The 19,757-nt window shown below is 64.4% G+C and carries 22 protein-coding genes; 13 read left to right on the forward strand and 9 right to left on the reverse strand.

Annotated features, from left to right (window positions below):
• The first annotated feature begins 67 nt into the window (after window positions 1–67).
• Window positions 68–703, forward strand: a complete 636-nt coding sequence (locus ACX1D1_RS11165; RefSeq protein WP_459054600.1) for an isochorismatase family protein — start codon at window positions 68–70, stop codon at window positions 701–703.
• Window positions 704–897: 194 nt separating this feature from the next.
• Here the strand turns inward: ACX1D1_RS11165 and ACX1D1_RS11170 are convergent, their stop codons facing one another.
• From ACX1D1_RS11170 to ACX1D1_RS11180, 3 genes are all read right to left on the reverse strand, one after another.
• Window positions 898–1,155, reverse strand: coding sequence for a Txe/YoeB family addiction module toxin (locus tag ACX1D1_RS11170; RefSeq protein WP_459054601.1), 258 nt, complete (start codon window positions 1,153–1,155; stop codon window positions 898–900).
• Window positions 1,152–1,397, reverse strand: coding sequence for a type II toxin-antitoxin system Phd/YefM family antitoxin (locus ACX1D1_RS11175; protein ID WP_459054602.1), 246 nt, complete (start codon window positions 1,395–1,397; stop codon window positions 1,152–1,154). Before ACX1D1_RS11175 ends, ACX1D1_RS11170 begins: the two co-directional genes overlap by 4 nt.
• 130 nt (window positions 1,398–1,527) lie before the next feature.
• Window positions 1,528–2,823: a 3'-5' exonuclease gene (locus tag ACX1D1_RS11180; protein ID WP_459054603.1), complete on the reverse strand. Its 1,296-nt coding sequence runs from the start codon at window positions 2,821–2,823 to the stop codon at window positions 1,528–1,530.
• Window positions 2,824–2,921: 98 nt separating this feature from the next.
• Here ACX1D1_RS11180 and ACX1D1_RS11185 point away from each other — a divergent pair, with 98 nt between their 5' ends.
• The 3 genes from ACX1D1_RS11185 to ACX1D1_RS11195 are packed head-to-tail and all read left to right on the forward strand — an operon-like array spanning window position 2,922 to window position 9,114.
• Entirely contained in the window at window positions 2,922–4,472 is a 1,551-nt protein-coding gene (locus ACX1D1_RS11185) for a type I restriction-modification system subunit M (protein ID WP_459054604.1), read from the forward strand.
• Complete coding sequence (locus tag ACX1D1_RS11190; protein WP_459054605.1) at window positions 4,469–5,767, forward strand: restriction endonuclease subunit S; 1,299 nt, start codon at window positions 4,469–4,471, stop codon at window positions 5,765–5,767. Before ACX1D1_RS11185 ends, ACX1D1_RS11190 begins: the two co-directional genes overlap by 4 nt.
• Entirely contained in the window at window positions 5,767–9,114 is a 3,348-nt protein-coding gene (locus tag ACX1D1_RS11195; protein ID WP_459054606.1) for a type I restriction endonuclease subunit R, read from the forward strand. Before ACX1D1_RS11190 ends, ACX1D1_RS11195 begins: the two co-directional genes overlap by 1 nt.
• A gap of 191 nt (window positions 9,115–9,305) precedes the next feature.
• On the opposite strand, the gene ACX1D1_RS11200 is transcribed toward ACX1D1_RS11195, so the two are convergent.
• The 5 genes from ACX1D1_RS11200 to ACX1D1_RS11220 all read right to left on the reverse strand — a co-directional run bounded on the left by ACX1D1_RS11200 (window position 9,306) and on the right by ACX1D1_RS11220 (window position 13,658).
• Window positions 9,306–10,370 carry a DUF3644 domain-containing protein gene (locus ACX1D1_RS11200; protein ID WP_459054607.1) on the reverse strand — a complete coding sequence of 355 codons (1,065 nt, stop codon included), beginning with the start codon at window positions 10,368–10,370 and terminating at the stop codon, window positions 9,306–9,308.
• Between the two features lie 6 nt (window positions 10,371–10,376).
• Entirely contained in the window at window positions 10,377–10,760 is a 384-nt protein-coding gene (locus ACX1D1_RS11205) for a hypothetical protein (protein ID WP_459054608.1), read from the reverse strand.
• Between the two features lie 99 nt (window positions 10,761–10,859).
• A complete protein-coding gene (locus ACX1D1_RS11210; RefSeq protein ID WP_459054609.1) occupies window positions 10,860–11,399 on the reverse strand; it encodes an RloB family protein in 540 nt (179 codons plus the stop codon).
• Between the two features lie 68 nt (window positions 11,400–11,467).
• Complete coding sequence (locus ACX1D1_RS11215) at window positions 11,468–12,814, reverse strand: AAA family ATPase (RefSeq protein ID WP_459054610.1); 1,347 nt, start codon at window positions 12,812–12,814, stop codon at window positions 11,468–11,470.
• Window positions 12,815–13,028: 214 nt separating this feature from the next.
• Window positions 13,029–13,658 carry a hypothetical protein gene (locus tag ACX1D1_RS11220; RefSeq protein ID WP_459054611.1) on the reverse strand — a complete coding sequence of 210 codons (630 nt, stop codon included), beginning with the start codon at window positions 13,656–13,658 and terminating at the stop codon, window positions 13,029–13,031.
• A gap of 172 nt (window positions 13,659–13,830) precedes the next feature.
• Here ACX1D1_RS11220 and ACX1D1_RS11225 point away from each other — a divergent pair, with 172 nt between their 5' ends.
• From ACX1D1_RS11225 to ACX1D1_RS11250, 6 genes are all read left to right on the forward strand, one after another.
• Window positions 13,831–14,715 carry a dienelactone hydrolase family protein gene (locus ACX1D1_RS11225; protein ID WP_459054612.1) on the forward strand — a complete coding sequence of 295 codons (885 nt, stop codon included), beginning with the start codon at window positions 13,831–13,833 and terminating at the stop codon, window positions 14,713–14,715.
• 74 nt (window positions 14,716–14,789) lie between these two features.
• Complete coding sequence (locus ACX1D1_RS11230) at window positions 14,790–15,704, forward strand: metallophosphoesterase family protein (RefSeq protein ID WP_459054613.1); 915 nt, start codon at window positions 14,790–14,792, stop codon at window positions 15,702–15,704.
• Between the two features lie 61 nt (window positions 15,705–15,765).
• Complete coding sequence (locus tag ACX1D1_RS11235; RefSeq protein WP_459054614.1) at window positions 15,766–16,023, forward strand: type II toxin-antitoxin system Phd/YefM family antitoxin; 258 nt, start codon at window positions 15,766–15,768, stop codon at window positions 16,021–16,023.
• Window position 16,024: 1 nt separating this feature from the next.
• The gene (locus tag ACX1D1_RS11240; RefSeq protein ID WP_459054615.1) at window positions 16,025–16,282 is read left to right on the forward strand and encodes a Txe/YoeB family addiction module toxin; all 258 of its coding nucleotides are present in this window, start codon (window positions 16,025–16,027) and stop codon (window positions 16,280–16,282) included.
• Between the two features lie 345 nt (window positions 16,283–16,627).
• Window positions 16,628–17,584, forward strand: coding sequence for a Fic family protein (locus ACX1D1_RS11245; RefSeq protein ID WP_459054616.1), 957 nt, complete (start codon window positions 16,628–16,630; stop codon window positions 17,582–17,584).
• A gap of 26 nt (window positions 17,585–17,610) precedes the next feature.
• Window positions 17,611–18,042 (forward strand): Rossmann-fold NAD(P)-binding domain-containing protein, encoded by a 432-nt coding sequence (locus tag ACX1D1_RS11250; RefSeq protein WP_459054617.1) that lies wholly within the window; start codon window positions 17,611–17,613, stop codon window positions 18,040–18,042.
• 98 nt (window positions 18,043–18,140) lie between these two features.
• Here ACX1D1_RS11250 and ACX1D1_RS11255 read toward each other — a convergent pair whose 3' ends face one another.
• Window positions 18,141–18,671 carry a hypothetical protein gene (locus ACX1D1_RS11255; RefSeq protein ID WP_459054618.1) on the reverse strand — a complete coding sequence of 177 codons (531 nt, stop codon included), beginning with the start codon at window positions 18,669–18,671 and terminating at the stop codon, window positions 18,141–18,143.
• Between the two features lie 90 nt (window positions 18,672–18,761).
• On the opposite strand from ACX1D1_RS11255, the gene ACX1D1_RS11260 reads away from it, so the two are divergent.
• From ACX1D1_RS11260 to ACX1D1_RS11270, 3 genes are read left to right on the forward strand one after another with little or no spacing between them, the layout of a single operon-like run.
• A complete protein-coding gene (locus ACX1D1_RS11260) occupies window positions 18,762–19,004 on the forward strand; it encodes a hypothetical protein (RefSeq protein WP_459054619.1) in 243 nt (80 codons plus the stop codon).
• 5 nt (window positions 19,005–19,009) lie between these two features.
• Window positions 19,010–19,324 carry a ribbon-helix-helix domain-containing protein gene (locus tag ACX1D1_RS11265; RefSeq protein WP_459054620.1) on the forward strand — a complete coding sequence of 105 codons (315 nt, stop codon included), beginning with the start codon at window positions 19,010–19,012 and terminating at the stop codon, window positions 19,322–19,324.
• Between the two features lie 57 nt (window positions 19,325–19,381).
• Window positions 19,382–19,750, forward strand: coding sequence for a bleomycin resistance protein (locus tag ACX1D1_RS11270; protein ID WP_182799509.1), 369 nt, complete (start codon window positions 19,382–19,384; stop codon window positions 19,748–19,750).
• Window positions 19,751–19,757 lie beyond the last annotated feature (7 nt).

Raw genomic sequence — 19,757 nt, forward strand, 5'->3', positions numbered from 1 at the left:
ACTCACGATAACCCATCGCCCCTGGCGATGATGGATCAAGACAGTCCCGCCAGCAGTAGGAGAAACCATGACCGCCCCCCGCCGAGCACTCATCGTCGTCGACGTCCAGCAGGAGTACTTCACCGGGATCCTGCAGATCCAGGCCCCGCCGCGCGACCAGACGCTCGCCAACATCGTGGCCGCACTCGAGGTCGCGGAGCAGCAGGAGCTGCCCGTTGTCGTCGTGCAGCACGAGCTGCCGCAGGGCGCACCCGTGTTCGCCGTCGGCAGCGACAGCTGGTCGCTGCACCCCGAGATCGAGGAGCGCCTGAACCCCTCCTGGAAGCGAGTCAGCAAAGACAAGGGCAGTGTCTTCGCCGGCACCGACGTGGCCCAGTGGTTGGCCGAACGTGAGGTCGACACCATCACGATCGTCGGCTACATGACCAACAACTGCGACATCGCCACGGCCGCGGGCGCCGAGGAGCTCGGCCTGGCGGCAGAGATCCTCTCCGACGCCACCGGCGCCATCCATCTGGCCAACGAGGCCGGCCAGGTCTCCGCGGACCAGCTCCACGAGACCCTGCTCGTGCTCCTGCACTCCAACTTCGCCGCCGTCGCGACCACCCAGGCCTGGACTACGGCCGTCACCGCCGGCCAAGCCCTCCCCAAGAGCGATCTGGGCACCTCCGCCACACAGGGTCGCGCTGCCTTCGGCGCCTGACCTGACGACGAGGCGTACGACCTGGTAGTCGCGGTCGCCAGCGGGACCGCGACATACCAGGAAGTGTCGGCGCGCCTAGCTTCTTGGCACTGACCACTGGCGGCGGAATCAGATGTGACGACAGGGCACTCAGGAGGATCCAGAGGCGCCGCACCGGCAGGGGCGGGACGCGCCCAACTTCGCGGCATCTGTGGTCAGTTGTAGTGGAAGCGGACCTGCAGGATGATCAGGTCGTCGCCGTCGTCCAGGTAGACGAGGCGGTGTTCCTCGGTGATCCGTCGGGACCACGCACCGGCCAGCATGTGTCGCAGTGGTTCGGGCTTACCTATTCCGCTGACAGGGTCGCGCAGCGCGTCGTCGATAAGGCGGTTGATCCGTTTGAGTGTTTGCCGGTCGGCTGCCAACCAGTGCGTGTAGTCCGACCATCCGTTCGGCGTGAAGACCAGCCTCATCGAATGAGGTCGTGCTCGTCGCGCTGCCCCGCATGTGCCTGGGCAAGGCTTTCGAGCAGGTGTCTTGCGTTGGCGGGCACCCGCAGGAGGTGAGCAGTCTCCTCGAGCGCGTCATAGTCAGCTCGGGACATGAGCACTGCGTCACCCCGCCGGGAAGTGATCTCGACCGGCGTGCGGTCCTCGTTGACCTGCTCGATCAGCGGGAACAGGTTCTTGCGAGCCTCACTTGCGGTGATGGCCATGACACCCCTCCCCATTAGTACTACTTCTTGTACCAGTATGACATCGAGGTCAACAATGACCAACGACCCGGCCATAGGATCTGAACTCAACCCGCGGTCCAGCATCAAGCTCCGCGTCTGTGACAACCGCTCAACCAGAGGCGGGCAGGAGCGACGACGGGGTGCCGCTGTACGTCACAACCAGTTCATCGCGCGCCCTCGACGCCGCCACGTACAGCAGCGACCTCTCCCGCAACTGCGCCTCGCTCAGCTCCTCGTCGTCGTAGTCGTAGGCCTTCAACCCCATCGGCATCGAGTCCTTGCTGAGCCCGAACAGCAGCACCCGCGCGAACTCCGTGCCCTTGGCCCGGTGCATCGTCAGCGCCACCGGGTAGCCCGGCCTCACCGTCCCCGCCTCCAGGGCCCGCACCTCGACGCCCCGCTCCCCCAGCCCGGCGACGACACGGTCGCGGGTCACCCGGTCTCGCACCAGCACCGCGACCGTCTCCGGCGCCACGTCTCCCCTGCCCACCCAGGATCCGACCAGGTCCGCCGCGAAGTCCAGCTCCGCCGTCAGCGTCGGGAACGACCGCACCTCCGGCTTCGGGCCCCTGCGCGCCGACAGGTAGCCGGCCATGGTCTCGGCCTCGCCGTCGGAATCGACGACCTCCTGCCCCGTCAGCACACCGACGGCCCACGCCAGGTTCTGCGCCGTCGTGCGGTAGTTCAGCTTCAACCCCCGCGACCGCCCCTGCGTCCGGATCCCATACGCCGAGAGCACCAGCTTCTGCCCGTAGATCCGCTGGTGGGCGTCCTCGGCGATGAAGACGTCGTTCGGCACCTCGGCCGCCAGCGCCCGGACCAGCTGCCAGTGGCACGGCTTGAAGTCCTGCCCCTCGTCGACCAGCACGTGCCTGGCGGGCCGCTGCCCCGTCGCCTCGAGGTGAGCCGCGGCGACGGAGGCGGCCTCGGCGAAGTCCAACGTGCCCGCCTCGCGCGCGGCGCCGCGGTAGGCCTCGACGACGACCCACACGGCCTTGCGCCCCGCCCGCGACAGCCGCACCCCGCGACCCGTCCGCGCCACCTTCAGGTAGTCGGCCAGCTGCGTGATGCGGTGCGGCAGGATCACCATCTCGTACTCGGCGGCCAGGAACGCCGGCTTGCGCAGCTTCTCGTCCAGGTCCTCACCGGCCCGAAGCACGGCTTGGCGCCAGGCTGCGTCGCTGTCGGTCCGGCCCCCGATGTCGGTGCGCCCCACCCCCAGCACGGCCGCGACGGCCTCGCTCACGTCGGCCCCCGCCGACTGCAGCACCGCCCGGGCCAGCGCGTCGATGCCCTTGACGTGGAGGCCGGGCGCGCCGAGGGCGTCGGCGAAGCGCAGGTCGGGGTCGAGGCGCTCGAGGCTCCGCGACAGCTCGCCGGCCAGGTTGGTGGTGAACGTGGCCACACATGGGCACCGGCTGGTCCTCATGACGAATGATTGGCTTCAGTGCCAAGCCGGATGTCCACTCAAGTATGTCGGCCGTGGCCGATAGCCTAGGTGCCGTGAAATCAACTGACCTTGCCAAGGTGCGTTCAACGCTGTGGGCTGCCGCTGACGAACTCCGGGCCAACTCGAAACTGACGCCGGGGCAATACCGCGACCCGGTGCTGGGCCTGGTGTTCTTGGCCTACGCCGAAAACCGCTTCGAGGCAGTGCGTGGTGAGGTCGAGACCAAGGCCACCGCCCGCAACCCGGCGACGATTGCTGACTACAAGGCCAAGTCGGTGCTGTACGTCCCTGACGAGTCCCGGCTCTCCAGTTTGGTCGACCTGCCGGAGGGTGAGGACGTCGGCAAGGCGACCGATGAGGCGATCAGGGCCATCGAGGCGGCTAACCCCGAGTTGAAGGACGTTCTTCCGAGGGGGTACCAGAAGCTGGAGCGGTCCACTCTCATTGAGCTGCTGCGCCTGTTCGCGCCGTTGCCAACCCAACTGGAGGGCGACGCGTTCGGCTTCATCTACGAGGATTTCCTCTCCAACTTCGCCTCTCAAGAAGGCAAGGGCGGTGGCGAGTACTTCACGCCATACTCCATCGTCCGTCTCATCGTCGAGATCCTGCAGCCCTTCCAGGGGCGCGTTTTCGACCCGGCGTGTGGGTCAGGAGGCATGTTCGTGCAGTGCGCGAAGTTCGTTGAACGCCACCATGAGTCGGCGAGTCGCAAGCTGTCGGTCTTCGGCGTGGAGAAGACCGAGGACACCGTGCCGCTGGCCAAGATGAACTTGGCGCTGCACGGGCTCTCTGGCGACATCCGGCAGGCGAACAGTTACTACGAGGACCCTCACAGCACGGTGGGCGCCTTCGACTACGTGATGGCCAACCCGCCATTCAACGTCGACAAGATCAAGAAGGATCAGCTGGCAGGCGACAAGCGGTTCCCCTTCGGGCTGCCGAAGGCCGACAACGGCAACTTCCTGTGGATCCAACAGTTCTACGCGGCGCTGTCCGAGAAGGGCCGCGCCGGCTTTGTCATGGCCAACTCCGCTGGTGACGCGGGCCATTCGGAGAAGGAGATCCGCAAGCAGTTAGTCGAGTCCGGCTCCGTCGATGTGATGGTCGCGATCAGCTCGAACTTCTTCTACACCGTCACGCTGCCGGTGACCCTGTGGTTCCTCGACAAGACCAAAGCTGGAACGCCGCGGGAGGACACGGTGCTCTTTCTCGACGCCCGCCATCTCTTCCGTCAGATCGATCGCGCCCATCGCGACTTTAGGCCCGAGCAGATCGAGTTCCTGGCCAACATCGTGCGGCTCTACCGCGACGAGCAAGTCGAGCTCAGCGAAGGCAGCGAAAGCCTGTTGGCAGAGAATTTCCCCGACGGCAAGTACGTCGACGTCGGCGGCCTCTGCAAGGTGGCAACTCGTGCCGAGATCGAGACGCAGGGCTGGAGCCTGAACCCCGGCAGGTACACCGGAACCGCCGCGGTCGACGAGACCGACATCGACTTCATGGGCGACCTCGAGGCGTTGTACGAGGAGTTCACGAAGCTGAGCGATGAGGCCGATGTGCTGCGGTCGAAGGTGGACGTCGCTGTTCGAGGGATTCTCGGAGCATGAGCACCGCCTTCGGGGGACTTCTGAAGTTCGACATCGGGGGTGGCTGGGGCACTGATGCAGCCGATCCCGAGTCGTCGTCAATCGGGTATGTGATCCGGGGGACCGATATACCGCGCGTCGCTGTCGGTGATGTCTCGACAGTGCCATTGAGATTTCACAAGGCCTCCAACCTCGCTTCCCGTGTTCTACGCTCCGGCGACATCGTCTTCGAGGTCTCAGGTGGGAGTAAGGGCCAGCCGGTAGGGCGCGCTCTCCAGATCACTGAAGGCGTTCTGGCGAAATTCGACGAAACGGTCATGTGTGCGAGTTTCTGCAAGCTCGTCCGCGTGGATCCGGCGATCGCTGAGCCCGGCTTCATCTTCCGCGCGCTTCAGGCCGCATACGCGGATGGCAGCTTGGACACCTACCAGGTCCAGTCCACGGGCATTACCAACTTCAGGTGGAAGCCGTTTCTGGAGCACTTTCAAGTCCACCTTCCACCGCGTAGCGATCAGCAGCGGATCGCTAGCACTCTCGATGTGTTCGACGACCTCATCGAGAACAACCGGCGGCGGGTCGAGTTGCTGGAGGAGATGGCGCGGGCCATCTACCGCGAGTGGTTCGTGAAGTTCCGCTACCCCGGCCACGCCGACGTGCCCATGGTCGACTCCGCCCTCGGCCCGATTCCCGAAGGGTGGGAGACGCCGCAACTCGCGGACTACGTGTCCACCCAGTACGGCTACACCGAGTCTGCTACCAAGGACCCGATCGGTCCGAAGTATCTGCGGGGCATGGACATCAACAAGACCAGTTACATCGACTGGGCGTCCGTACCGTTCTGCCCAGTGGATGAAAGGGCTGCGCGCAAGTTCCAAGTAGACGTTGGCGACATATTCATCATCCGCATGGCTGACCCTGGAAAGGTGGGAATGTGCGAATCCAACGTCGACGCAGTCTTTGCGTCCTACCTCGTCCGAGTTCGACCCACCAGTGAAGCGCTGTCGTCGTACTTTTTGTTCTTCACTCTCTCGGGCGACAGCTACCAAGCGTGGGTAACTGGAGCCAGCACTGGTGCCACACGAAAGAGTGTGAGCGCCAAGGTCATGACCGAGCCACGCATCGTCCTCCCCCCACTCGCGGTGCAGCGTAGATTCGAGGACGCGATAGTCCCCATGCGCGCTTCGATGATGGAACTCGTCTCGGCGAACGCGAAACTCGCGGAGCTACGCGACCTACTGTTGCCAAAGCTGGTGACTGGCCAGATCGATGTCTCCACGCTCGACTTGGATGCGTGGATGGTGGAGCAGATGGCGTGATGACTCCTACGGGTCCGGAGTACTGGTATGTGGAGAAGCCGAGCATCGAGCTTCTGGCGCAGCTGGGTTGGATCCCGATCGATGCGTTCGCTGAGACCCTCGGAGCCCAGGGCACGCTCGGTCGGGATTCGCAGCGTGACGTCGTACTGACCCACCGCCTGCGTGCCGCAATGCGCAAACTCAATCCCGAGCACGTGCCCGCCTCCTCGATCGACGAGGCGATCGAGGTGCTGACCAAGGACCGCTCGGCGATGGACCGTGTGCGTGCCAACCGCGAGATCCACGGCCTGCTGCGCGACGGGTATCGGGCCGAGTGGACCGACGACCGCGGCGAGAGGCAGATCGAGACGCTTCGTTACCTCGACTTCGGAGCGCCTGGGAACAACGACCTGTTGGCCGTTCAGCAGATGTGGGTCAAGGGCAATCTGCACAGCCGGCGGCTGGATCTGGTGCTGTTCGTCAACGGGATCCCGTTGGTGCTGATGGAGTTCAAAGAGCCGAACGAGCCGGTCAAGGCGGCCTACGACAACAACCTCACCGATTACCGGGACACGATTCCGCAGCTGTTCGTCCCGAACTGTTTCGTGCTGTTGTCCAACGGATCCGAGGCCAAGGTCGGATCAACGTACTCGCCGTACGAGTTCTTCAACGATTGGAAGGTCATCGACGCGCACGGCACCCGCTCGACGGTCGCCTTGGCGACAGCCCTGCGCGGTACCTGCGACCCGACCGTGCTGCTGGACCTCCTGGAGAACTTCGTCGCGTACCTGGAGCGGCCCGGTGGCCTGATCAAGGTCTTGGCACGGTCGCACCAGTATCTCGGGGTCAATGCGGCGATCGAAAACCTGCATCGTGCGCGGGCCGTGCAGGACAAGAGGCTCGGTGTCTTCTGGCACACGCAGGGGTCGGGCAAGTCGCTGTCGATGCTCTGGTTCACGCAGAAGGTGTTGCGTCAGGTGCCGGGCAAGTGGACATTCGTCATGGTCACGGACCGCACGGAATTGGATACCCAGTTGCACGGTGAGTTCGCCGATGCCAGCGCGATCTCACCGGAGGCCAGGGTGCACGCCGAGTCCGTCGCGCATCTGCGCGATCTCCTGGCAGCTGACCACCGGTACGTGTTCACGTTGATTCACAAATTCCAGCCGTCCAAGGCGTTGGGGGAGCGGCAGATGCCGGTTCTGTCCACGCGGTCTGACGTGATCGTGATCACGGACGAGGCGCACCGCAGCCAGTACGACACACTCGCCTTGAACATGCGCACGGCGTTGCCGAACGCGTCGATGATGGGCTTCACCGGCACCCCGCTGATCGCCGGCGAGGAACAGGCCACGCGGGAGCAGTTCGGTGACTACGTCAGCATGTACAACTTCCGCGACGCCATCGCGGACGGCGCTACGGTCCCGCTCTACTACGAGAATCGCATCCCCGAGCTCCAGCTGATCAACGAGAACTTCTCCGACGACCTCAACGCCCTGCTCGAAGAGGCCGAGCTCGACGAGGAGGCAGAGGGCCAGCTGGCTCGCGAGTTCGGCACGCAGTACACGCTCCTGACGCGCCCTGAGCGGCTGAGGACGATCGCCAAGGACCTCGTCGCCCACTTCGTGGGCCGTGGCTTCACCGGCAAGGCGATGTACGTGGGGCTCGACAAGGCCGCAGCCGTGAGGATGTACAACCTGGTGCAGCAGGCCTGGGCGGAGCACCTGGCCGCGTTGCGGGCGGAGCATGACACGCTGCCCGAACTGGAACGTCCGTGGCTGGCGTCGCGGATCCAGCTGATGGAGACCACCGATATGGCGGTGGTCGTCTCGCAGAGCCAGAACGAGCTGAAGATGCTCGACGACCTTGGTCTCGACATTCGACCCCATCGGGAGCGGATGATCCGCGAGAACTTGGCCGAGAAGTTCAAGGACCCCAAGGATCCGCTGCGCCTGGTGTTCGTGTGCGCGATGTGGATGACCGGGTTCGACGCTCCGAGTGTCTCGACGGTCTACCTCGACAGGCCGATGCGCAACCACACGCTGATGCAGACCATCGCGCGGGCCAACCGGGTCTTCCCCGAGAAGGACAACGGGCTGATTGTCGACTACGTGGGGGTCTTCCGGAACCTGGAGAAGGCGCTGGCAATCTACGGCGCCGCGGAAGCTGGCGAGTCGCCCATCGAGATCATCGACGCGTTGGCGGTGGAACTCGACTCGGCAGTCGGTGAGCTGTTCACATTCTGTTCGGAGGTCGGCGTTGACCTGCCCGCGATGCGCGACGCGGAAGGCTTCGACCACGTCGCCAGGCGCGACTCCGCCGTCGAAGCGTTGCTCGTCGACGAGAAGACTCGGACCGACTTCCAGCAGCGAGCCCGTCAGGTGCGCAAGCTGTTTAAAGCCTTACTGCCTAATCCCAAGGCCACTGCCCAGCAGCGCAACGTCGCGGCTATCCGGGTGGTTGCCGAACGTATCGCAGCAGTCACGCGCCCCCCCGAGGCGGACCTGGGAACGGTGACCGATGCAGTCGACGCCTTGCTCGACAGATCGGTTGGTGCTGAAGAGTACGTCATCCGCGCGGCTGCGGAGGGGACCAAATCCTACCCGCTGATCGACCTGTCTCAGATCGACTTTGAGGGGTTGGCCGCCAAGTTCGCCGACAGGAAACGAGCCGAAACGGACCGACTAGCGCAACTGTTGCGCCAGCAGGCCATCGCCTCGGCGACGCGAAACCCGACCCGGTATGAGCTGGTCGAGCGGATCGAGCAGCTGATCGACGACTACAACGCCGGCAGCGTGAACATCGACGAGTATCTGCAACGCTTGATCGAGTTGTCGAACACTCTGACCGGGGAAGAGGAAAGATCCGCCCGCGAGGGCCTGACCGAGGAGGAACTCGCGATATTCGACCTTCTCACCCAACCCGATCCCGTGCTGACCGATGAGGAGCGTGAGACCGTTAAGTCGAGCGCCAAGAAGCTTCTGCAGCACCTGCACGAAAGGATCGTCCAGGACTGGCGACGCAAAGTTGACGTGATGAGCGATGTCAACAGCACCATCCGTCGGGTCCTCGACCAGGACCTACCCGAGACGCCCTACAACGTCGACATCTTCCATGCGAAGGTGCAACTCGTCTTCGACCACGTGTTGACGGCCTACGGCGACAATGGCGAGACTGCCTACGATTCGCGGGCGGACTTCCGGCCTCGCCTCGACGAAAGGCTGGAATACGGAGGTCCACTCGATATTGAAAGGATCACCGAAGACGTCGTTGCCCGAATCCATACCGACTGGGTTTTTGCCGCCCAGATCGCAGGGCAGCTCAGTGCCACGGGTGAGCAGCGACGGTCGGGGGGCGGCACTCGCTGATACCAACGCTCGTGCCGGCTTGGGCGTGGTGCTCCTGGCCTCGCCCACATCCGCAGCGAGCCCACTCGGGTTCGTTACTGCCTGGTCAAGCGCACGTCGCACGTCACCGGTGTGTTGGCCCTGGCAACACAAGGCAGCGCGTGTCGAGATCGGGTGCTGCCACTGCTGTGGGCTACCCGTCCGTGCAGGCCCTAGACCTGCGGCAGCGGTTTCGCAGTAGGCGGACGACCAAGTAGGCTTTGGTACTTCTCAGCCGTATTCACCGCTGCGGCCATCCGCTCCACGAGTTTCGGCTGGTAAACAAACTGTTTGAAGGCGGGCGAATAGAGGCAATAGCCATCCGACTTTGGCAACTGCTTTTTGTCACCACTCCTCGCTGGACCGATCTGCCACGCTTTTCGAACGACCGTGAAATCATTGACGCTGAACTTGAAGTCAATGCGTTCCTCTACGGCTGCTGCCGCCGATTTGGGGAGCATCTCAACGCTGTGGATCGCCTCTCGGTATTTTTCAGCAACGATCACGCTGCCCTCCTGCCCGAGGAGGTCCCGAAGATCCTCCTCGCTAAGGTCGTCCTGGCGCACAAAGTTAAGCGCAAGGTCCGCCTCAGTCTTTGGCCCTTTCATGGGGAGCAACAGGAGTCGGTAGGCGAATCGCTCGTCTCTTCGCACGTCGTCAGGAAGGCCAGCCTGGAACTCAGAGATGAAGTTCGAAACCGTCGCCGGCAGTCCGCGTCGGAGATTCCGTTGTTCTTCGTATCTCGACGGACTGAGCGACTGCACGAAGACGGGGAACTTCAGTTCGGAGCCCAGCGTCTCCTTTGAGCCGAATCTGCCTACCAACTCTGCCTCGAAATTGATGATGCAAGCGTGGGCCTCTGCTGCCGTGGCCACCAAGACGGAGTCTTGGAAGCGGTGCTCAACGCGGTTCCTTAGTCCAACAAGGAACTCGACGTTGGCTCTAGTCGGGTCGTTTTCGTTGAATTCAAATCTCAGGCACTGACTCAAGTCCCAGGTCTTCTTCGAGCCGTCTGGGTTTCGCTTGAAGTGGCGCCGCCCACCCGACTCACGGTAGAAGATCTCGGCCTTACGGCGCATACGGTCAGCGTGGAGAAGGTTCTGCCAGGCCAAGTGGATGTGGACGATGAAGTCGCTGAAACTGCGCCGGTCACCGGGCCGGTTGTAGAAATCAATCGCGACGAGAGCTTGTCGCCGAGCCTCATCGAGTGTGTACCTCCATGCAGGTGGTCGCGCCATGTCCGTTCAGTCCTCCTCTAGGAGGGCGCCACGGGTCTTGGCGACGGCCTTGTGCTGGTAGCCGAGCTGGCGGGCGAGCATGCGGGGCGAGACGGTGAGCGAGTCGTCGCTGAGGGGGACGGCGGTCTTGCGGAGGGTGGACTCCACCCAGAGGCGGGAGCGGCGGTACTTGGGTGAGTCGTCGGCGCGGACTTGAGTGTCGCGGGGGTCGTTGAGCTTGATCCGGTCCAGCGAGGGGTAGAAGACGGCGTCCTGGCCGCGGACCAGGTCGGAGAGGCCCTGGGCGTTGAGGACGGGTCCGTCGGACGACTCGTCCAGCGAGGTGATCAGCCAGTCCTCGTCGCGCACCACGACGACGTTGCCGGGTGCGAAGGTGTTAGTGCTACTCATCGTGGGATGGAGCCTATCGGCTGGGTCGGTCAGGTTGGGCGAGGGCGGAGTCAGAGTGTTTGACCGAGAGTCGAAGGCCCCCGGCGGAGAACGACCACCCTAGAGCTGTCCCCGAAGTAGATCCACCAGCAGCGGCATGGCCGTGGACGGATCGGGACCCTTCCTGCACGCAGCCAAGTCTGGATCCGCCTTGAGCGCCACGGTGCAGGCAGCGTGGACGGACTCGATCGGGAACTTGGGCGTAAGCGCCTTTCCCTGAAGGAGTCCCAACTTGGAGACCAGTTGATCGAGCCGATCAGAGGTCAGGACCGAGCGGCTCTCCTCCACATGCCAGCGCAGCCAGACCTCGAACTTGAGGTTTGAGATCAGCACCAGGATGCTCTCGTTTCGGGCAAGACGACATGCCTCTTCGAGAGTGGAGTGCTGATCAACGTCCACCAGGCAGACGCAGATGTCGTATGGCTTGTCATCACTGTCTGCCTTGTCCCGGAGCTCCACGCACTTTTCCACCACCCTGAGGGGATCCTTCCCTACGCCGACGCGCTTGACATGGGTCGTGAACTCACTGCTTCGTAGAAACGCATCCAGGCGCTCCACGTATTGCGGCTCGGTTTCCGTGCCCTCTGTGACGACGAGCACGCGCCGGGCCTCTTGACGCGGCGGACGACGCCTACGCTGAGTTGAGTTCTTGCTCGATGCCACGCCCGTCACTCAGCCCCAGAGTTGACGAGTGCGGCAAAGGAGCTACTCGAGAGGCGTGGCGTCCCTCCATAGCGGCCCGTCAGATAGCGTTTGGCCACGTTGGCATCAGGGTGCTGCGGGAAGTCCGCCAGACACGTCAACGTGGTCACCCCGTCGTAGGTCTTGTCCGTGAACCACACCTGCTCCGGCGCGAGCTGCACGTCACTCAACGGCGAGAGCACGTAGGACTCGTGGCTGGTGAACACCAACTGCGCATGATGGCTGTTGACCGCGGGATCGGCGAACATCTCCAGCAGCAACTCCAGCAGATGGGGATGGAGGCTCGCGTCAATCTCGTCCACCGCTAGGAGTCCCCCGGCGCGCAGCACTTCCAGCGCGGGAACGGCGGTCGCAAGCCACGCGATGGTGCCGTCGCTTTCGTTCTGAATCGAGAACGGTGGGCAGTCGTCTACCGTCCCTCGGTGCGTGAAGGTGAGGTGCCGAACCACCTGTTCCAGCTGATCGTCGTCGAGCTCACCAGGGTTGTCGGCCGCTTCGGTCTCAGTCGACTTTCTAGCCTGGCCATCGCTATCGCTGCCGCTCTGAACCTCACGGAGAAAGTGCGAAACGGCCCGCCAGATCTCTTCCGGGATGTTCCGTTCCTCGATGCTCACGCTCGTTACCCCGATGTCAGCGACCTGAAGCAGCAACTCGAGATCAGCAAACGTGATCGTCCCATCAGCTAGCGAGTCTGCGATCTTCTTGAGGCGTGCCTCCCTGTGAGAGTCCTTCACGGTGACGTAGTCAAAACTTCCGACCAGCCTCTCGGCGATCGCGTGAAACGGCGAGTCGGGCATGAGGAGCGCGCGGCTGAGCACCAACTCGCGGTTAGTCACCGCACCCACAGTGCGCATGCTCGGGTGGACCTTGAGCGTACCGTCGGTACGGTCTCGCTCCAGCAGCGAGCGCCAACGAGAGCTGGGGACATCGCGGAGCCACTCGCGCCTGACTCCTTCGGCGTCAACCTCGAAACCGTAGAGATGACGACGCCCGTCGCGCACAAAGTCCAGCTCGTAGGTGCTCGTGGAGGTGCGAGAAGTGCCGTCGAGCAGGAAGGGAGCCCGCATCATCGACGGCGCATCCTGCCAGGCCGTTGCTGAGCGGCGAATCGCGGCAAAGGCATAGCTCATCGCGTCCAGCACTGCCGACTTCCCGGTCGCGTTCGCACCGAAGATGCCAGCCAGGGGGTAGGACGCTGAACTCCAGTCCCCATCCTTGGGATGAAGGGTCCGCAATGAAGGATGGACGAGGTCCAGCGTGACTTCGTCGCGGATGCTCTTGTGGTTGCGCACCGTGAAGCTGAGCATGATCATGGAGCAACAGTATCAGTCTGAGCCATCGGAATTTTACGTTTTTCGTATGGATGACCGCGCTTTCACCAGCTCGACCACCAGATCGGCGTCATTTGTAGGCCGCGCATGACTGACCCCGGACAGTAGCGCGTGAGCGTGAACCATGAGTCCACCCACGAGCATCCACCGCTCCGGGGGCAGAGCGCTTGCGATCTCGTCCAGGCGCTCAAAGACGTCAGAGATCATGAGCCCGCTGCTCCAACTCGTTCGCCGCAGCGGCCGACACCCTGGCGTCGCCCAACAGATAACTGTCCAGAAGCAACCTGGCGGGGCGCGGGGTGGTGACTGGGCGTTCCACGACGCCCAGGTTCCCGTCAGCATCGAGGATCACGTCGTGCCCCTGCTCCAGCCGGTCCAAGTCGTCGGTTTCCACGAACGTGATCCAACCCTCTCCCGGGACGACGCCCAGCGTCGTCATGTCCGCAGCCGAAGGACCGACCCTGGGGAAGTCGGGAGCGTGCGCCACCCGGTAGCGCGCCCACCCTCCGCCGAGTCCGTCGGCTGCGTGCGCAATCTCCACAACCGACATTTCCCTGAGTCGCGAGCGGAGCCTGGACCTCTCGGAACTCGACAGCCTCTCCGTGCGACCGTTCGAGAGAAGGTCCATGGCGGCCTCGCGCACGTCGGAGCTCCAACGCCGGCCTCGCGCCAAGGTGCGCACCCATGCCATCACTGCCACGTCGTCGACCAGCGCGAGGCGCCCCACCGTCCTCAGCGCGGCCAGATCCCCAGAGCGCACTGCTTGCTGCACGAACCTGTCCGAGCGTCCGTGCTGTTCCGCGATCTGTGCGACCGTCAACTCCATGGCACATATATTCGCTAGAACGACGTATTGTGTCAAGCGTCCGCATGCCCGTCCGTCCAGGGTGTGACAGGACTCCCCAGGGTCGGACACCCGACCCGACACAGATCGTTGATAGATCCACCCACAGTGGTCTACTGGACACGCGCCCCGCTGGGCCTGAGGAGGAGTGGTCATGGATCGTTCAGGCGTGAGACGCCTGCTGGGTATTGAGCCTGCGCGGAATCGCCTCGTCGGTGCCGAAGCCTCGGCACCGGAGCCATGGCAGGGGATCTCACGATCACGGGTGTTGCTGCGCGCCTCCGACGAGCACACGATTCCGTGCCTCCTCCTGGAACCGGAGCACCTCTCGACGCCCCTGCCCGTCGTGGCCGTGCACCAACACAACGGCGAGTTCCACCTCGGCAAGAGCGAACCTGCGGGGATGGCGGGCAACCCGGGCATGGCCTACGGCCTCGCACTGGCGAAGGCCGGGGTCACCACGCTGATCCCTGACCTCCACGGGTTCGAGGAGCGGCGCGACCCCTCTGGCGACGGCGCCCACGACGAACGGTTCCACGCATGGAACCTCATCGCCCACGGCACTACCCTGCAAGGCACACACGTCACCGACGTCTCCATGGCCATCGACTGGATCCTCCACCACACCGGCGCCGGTTCGTGCGGCGTGATCGGACACTCGCTCGGCGGCCAAGTCAGTTTCTTCTCCATGGCCTGCGATGAGCGCATCGTCGCCGGCGTGCTCAACTGCGGCGTCGGGACGGTGGCGTCCTTCGAGCCCGCCGGCATTCTCCATAACCCGGCCTGGTATCCGCCCGGCATCGTGACACTCGGCGACTCCCCCGCCGTCGCACGCGCCTTCCACCAGCAACGAGTCCTCCTCGTGGCCGGCCGCGACGACCCTCTGTTCCCCATCTCGGGCGTCGACGAGGTCGTCGCCGCCTTCGCACCATGCATCGCCGACCACGAGATCTTCGACGGCGGACATGAGCTACCCCCCGCGATGCTGGCCCACGAAGTCGGCTGGCTCTTACGCGAACTCAATGCGCCGAGCAGGTAGCACCTGGGCGATTGGCGGACACCTCCGGCGCCACCGACCTATGATCGGAAACGACACGACCGAGCATGGCGGTGATGACTGTGAAGACGATGACTCGTCTGACGGAGGCCTACAGGGACGCCCGCGTCGAGCTCATCGACGATACCTCCCGCTACGTGATCATGAGCGACTGCCATCGCGGGGACGGCTCCAAGTCCGACGAGTTCCTTAAGAACAAAAACTCGTTCACTGCCGCCATGGACTACTACTGGAAGAACGGCTTCACCTACGTGGAGGCCGGCGACGGCGACGAGCTCTGGGAGCACGACTTCAAGCACATCATCAGGGCCAACCGCGCCGTGTGGGAGCAGCTGCTCCAGTTCCACCAGGCTGGCAGGCTCATCCGGATGTGGGGCAACCATGACCTCGACCTGAGAGACCCAAGGTTCGTACGACAACACCTGTGGACCGCAAAGGACGCGGTGACCGGCGAGATCGGGCCGTTCTTCCACGGACTGGAGGCGGTGGAGTCGGTGGTGTTCCGGCACAAGGAGACCGGGCAGGACGTCCTGCTGGTGCACGGGCACCAGGGCGACTTTCCCAACGACCAGGCCTGGAGGTTCAGCCGGTTCATGATGCGCGCGTTCTGGAGGTATGCGCATGCGTTCGGGTTCCACAGCCCCACAAGCCCCGTTGCCAACTCCTACAAGCGGCACAAGGTGGAGCGCAACTACGTGAAGTGGATCCGCCAGAACCGAATGGCACTCATCTGCGGCCACACACACCGCGAGAAGTTCCCGCGGGGCGACCAGATGCCCTACTTCAACTCCGGCAGCTGCATCTATCCGTCGCACATCACCGCCCTGGAGATCGAGAACAGCGCCATCTCTCTGGTCAGGTGGCGTGTAGACCCCAACGAGGACGCGATCCTGCAGGTGACCCGCCGGGTGGTGGCGGGACCCGAGCCGCTGTCCACGTACGACCTTCGCCACTCGTCGACGAGCCACTGACCTGGCACTGGTTGCCTGACCCTCTGGGAGAGACGTACACTTTTCTGTACAGGAGGCTGCCATGAAGACAATGAGCTACACGGAATCCCGAGCACGATACGCAGAGGTACTCGACTCGGTCGTCAACGACCGCGAAGAGGTGGTCATCACCCGCGCCGGGCACGACCCCGTGGTGATCATGTCGCTCGATGACTACGAGTCGTTGCGCGAGACCGCCTACCTCATGCGTTCCCCCGCGAACGCCCGCCGGCTGCTGGACGCCATGGAGCGACTTGAGGCTGGGCGCGGTCAGGCCCACGATCTGATCGACACCGACTGACGTGCTGCTCGTCTGGGATGAGAACGCCTGGGACGACTACCTCTGGTGGCAGGCGCAGGGCCGGAAGGTCCTCAAGCGGATCAATGCGCTCCTTGCTGACATCCAACGCAACGGCAACGAAGGCATCGGTAAACCGGAGGCGCTCAAGCACGACTTCGCCGGCTACTGGTCCAGACGAATCACCGACGAGCACCGCCTCGTCTACAAGATCGCCGGCGACGAGGTCCGGATCGCCGCCTGCCGCTACCACTACGGGTAGCGCAGCACGCCACGGACTCTCTCGGACGACCGGTGTCATGCGACCACAGAATGCGCCTGCAGAGACGCGTTGAACCCGTCCATGACCCCCAGACAGGCACGTGGATCGCCTCGCCTCACTCGAAGTTTGTTCAATTCATTTCGGGGCGCCAACCGATGAACAAGGTGCCTGGAGGGCTAGACTTTGTTTAGTTCATTTCCCTGTCCGTCTGAGTGAACAAAGTCAGGGGAGACGATGGCCCGAGGTCGCCCTTCCCGTGCCACGGTCTATGCCCGGCTCGACAGCCAACTTGCCGAACTACGCACCAGACTCGGAGGGCTCCCCTCTCCCGAGGAGTCTGCGTACGTGTGGACCGACATCTGGCACTTGGAAGCCCACCACTCCACAGCCTTGGAAGGCAACACCCTGGTCCTGCGCGAGGTAACGACACTCCTCGACCAAGGTCGAGCCGTCGGCGCAAAGCCACTCAAGGAGTACATGGAGGTCAAGGGCTACGGCGACGCGGCCTCCTGGGTCTACCGCGAAGCGATCGGCGCAGGCGACCGCACCACCGACACACTGATCACCGTCCAGGAAGTTCGCCACATCCACCACCTGGCCATGTCCCCGGTGTGGCAGGTCTCCCCCCATCCGGACGCCACCGAGGCCGAATCACCCGGCAACTTCCGGCGCCACGACATCCATCCGTTCACCGCAGGAATGACCCCGCCGTCGTGGCCGCTGGTACCCGCCGGCCTGGACGAATGGGTCGCCACCACCAACACGATCCCGGCCCGGCTGCACGGCGGCGGCAACCTGCCCGAACTGCTAGCCGAGGCACATAACCACTTCGAACGCGTCCACCCGTTCATCGACGGCAACGGCCGCACCGGCCGGCTCGCGCTGAACCTCGTGCTCGTCAGACTCGGCCACCCGCCGGTGGTGATCCTCAAGGAACAGCGAACCGCCTACCTGCGGGCCATGCAACAAGCAGACAAGGGCGACGTCGGACCCCTCGGCGAAATCCTCGCCCGCGGGATGATCGACAACCTGAACCGCTTCATCATCCCCAACGTGGCCGGGCCCGCGAAACTCGTCCCCATCGCGGCCCTCGTCGACGCCGACCTCAGCCTCGTCGCCATTCGCGCGGCCGCGCAACGCGGACGGCTCGAAGCCCACCAACGCAGCGACGGGCAATGGCTCAGCTCCCGCAGGGCCGTCGACACCTACAAAGAGTCACGCCGCCAGGGAGCCCGTCTCACCACAACCAGGCCAGCCCGTCAGCCCCGGAGTACCCAGGCCAGGCCCAGCGGAAACAATTGAACACAGGTGCGGGTAGGTTGATTGACGTGCGCATCTTTGTCACCGGATCGGCCGGCCGGCCGGACCTCGCGCACATCGACTGGGCGGGCACCCGCGCCGGTAACTACTCCGACAGCAAGCTGCTGGTCACCACACTCGCGATGGCCGTGGCCCGCCTGTGGCCCCACACCACCACCAACGCCGTCGACCCCGGATGGGTGCCCACCAGGATGGGCGGGCCCTCGGCCCCCGATGACCTGCGCCTGGGACACCTCACCCAGGAGTGGCTCGCCACCAGCGACGACCCCCGAGCCCGGAGCACCGGCGGCTACTGGCACCACCAACGCCGCGCCGAGGCGCACCCGGCGGTCCACGACGAAGACTTCCAGCGCCGGCTCCTCGACGAACTCGCCCGCTTCACCGGCATCACCCTAAATGTCAGGCTGAGTGTCGAGTACGACTCTGAGCCTGACATTTAGCGAGGCCAGGATTCCACTGGCAGAAGGCGGCAGGCCGTGAAGGACGCGCCAGCCTGGCCCCAGACGATCCCGCCCCCGGTATCCAGGAACGGGCTATGTCAGCGCCGCTGCGCGCCGCCACGCAGAGCCCGCGCCATCGACACTGCCCCGGGCACCTGCATGAGGAATACAACGAACGCGACGCCGCTGACCGCCTGCAGGGGTGCGGCCCACGGCGAGTGGTCTCCGCCACCGATTCCGTAGGTGTCAGCCAGCGCCATCCCGGGGCCGAAGCTGGCCCAGAAGTAGCCGAACGCCCCCAGCGCCACAAGCGCCAGGTACTGCACCACGACAGTCCGAGTCTCACCGTCGGGCCGCCTCCGTGTGCGCAACAGCAGGCCGACCGCGACGACGGGACCAACCGCCAGGCCGGCCAGGACCAGCGGCGCGCCCATGGACTCCCCCGCCGCGGAGACGTCGGCGTAGATCTGGGAGAGCTCGGCACCGGGCACCGCCGCCAGCGGGTTCAACACAAGGATCTGGACGGCCGCGAGCAGCGCGTACGCGACCACCACGACGGTGCCGATCACCGCAACCACGATGGGTCGCCGGCGGCGAGGCCCCTCGCCGGATCGGTTCATGTCGGTCATGGGACGAGAGTATTCACCAAGAGCCCGGGCGCAGGATGAATCCAAGGAGATTTTGTTGAACATATCCTGGTTTCGTTGCACAATTGGGCTGTGAGGTTGAAGCTGACTCAAGCGGCTCGCAAGCATCGCATCGGTGCAGCCCGGATCACCCACGTGGTCAGCACTAGTCAGCCCACAGTAGGGGTCAGACCCAGCGGGGAACCTGAGTATTACTGGATCGGCGGGGACGACCGTGGACTGGAACTGGAGATCGTCGGGGTCCTCGTCCAGACGGACGGCGAGCCGACGATGCTGATCATCCACGCCATGCCGACAGCACTGAGGAGGAAATGAGCGCCATGGGTATCCAGGTAGGTGACGGCGCCAGCGCCGAGATCACCAGCATCGAGAACATCAACCTGGACGACGAGGTCGTCTACTTCGAAGGCGAGCGGCTCACGGAGGCCCGCGCCGCCGCTATTGCCCGCGACATCGCTGCCCGCCACGGCCGCAAGGGCGGGCGCCCCCGACTGTCCACCGAGACGAGCCGGATCGGAGTCCGCCTCCCCCGCGAGCTGCACGACCGGCTCAAGTCGGCCGCGGACGCCGCAGGAGTGAGCGAGTCCGAACTCGCCCGCGAAGCTATCGACCACTATCTGGCCAAGGGCGCGTGACCCTTCCGGCACTACGCAACGGCTCGAACCTCGGACGCCGGATGTTAGGGTCCGAGGATGGTCGACCACGCCACGCCGAACCTCCCGTCGCGCAGCTTCACCGCGACGGTCACGTTCTACGAGCGGCTCGGGTTCTCGGTTGTCTTCCATGACTCCGGCTGGCTCATCCTCGAGCGGGGCGGCGTCGTTCTCGAGTTCTTCCCCCACGCGGATCTCGATCCGGCCACGTCGTCCTTCGGCGCGTGCCTTCGCCTGGACGACGTGGACGCCTTCTACACACACTGCCAAGGCGCCGGCATTCCCGAGACGATGGTGGGGTGGCCACGCCTCCACCGGCCCCGACTTGAAGCATCCGGAATGCGGATCGGCGCCTTGCTGGACCCCGACGGTTCACTGCTCCGGCTGGTCCAGAACCCCCACACTTGAAAGGACG

It is taken from the genome of Tessaracoccus luoxuelianae (genome assembly GCF_054483915.1).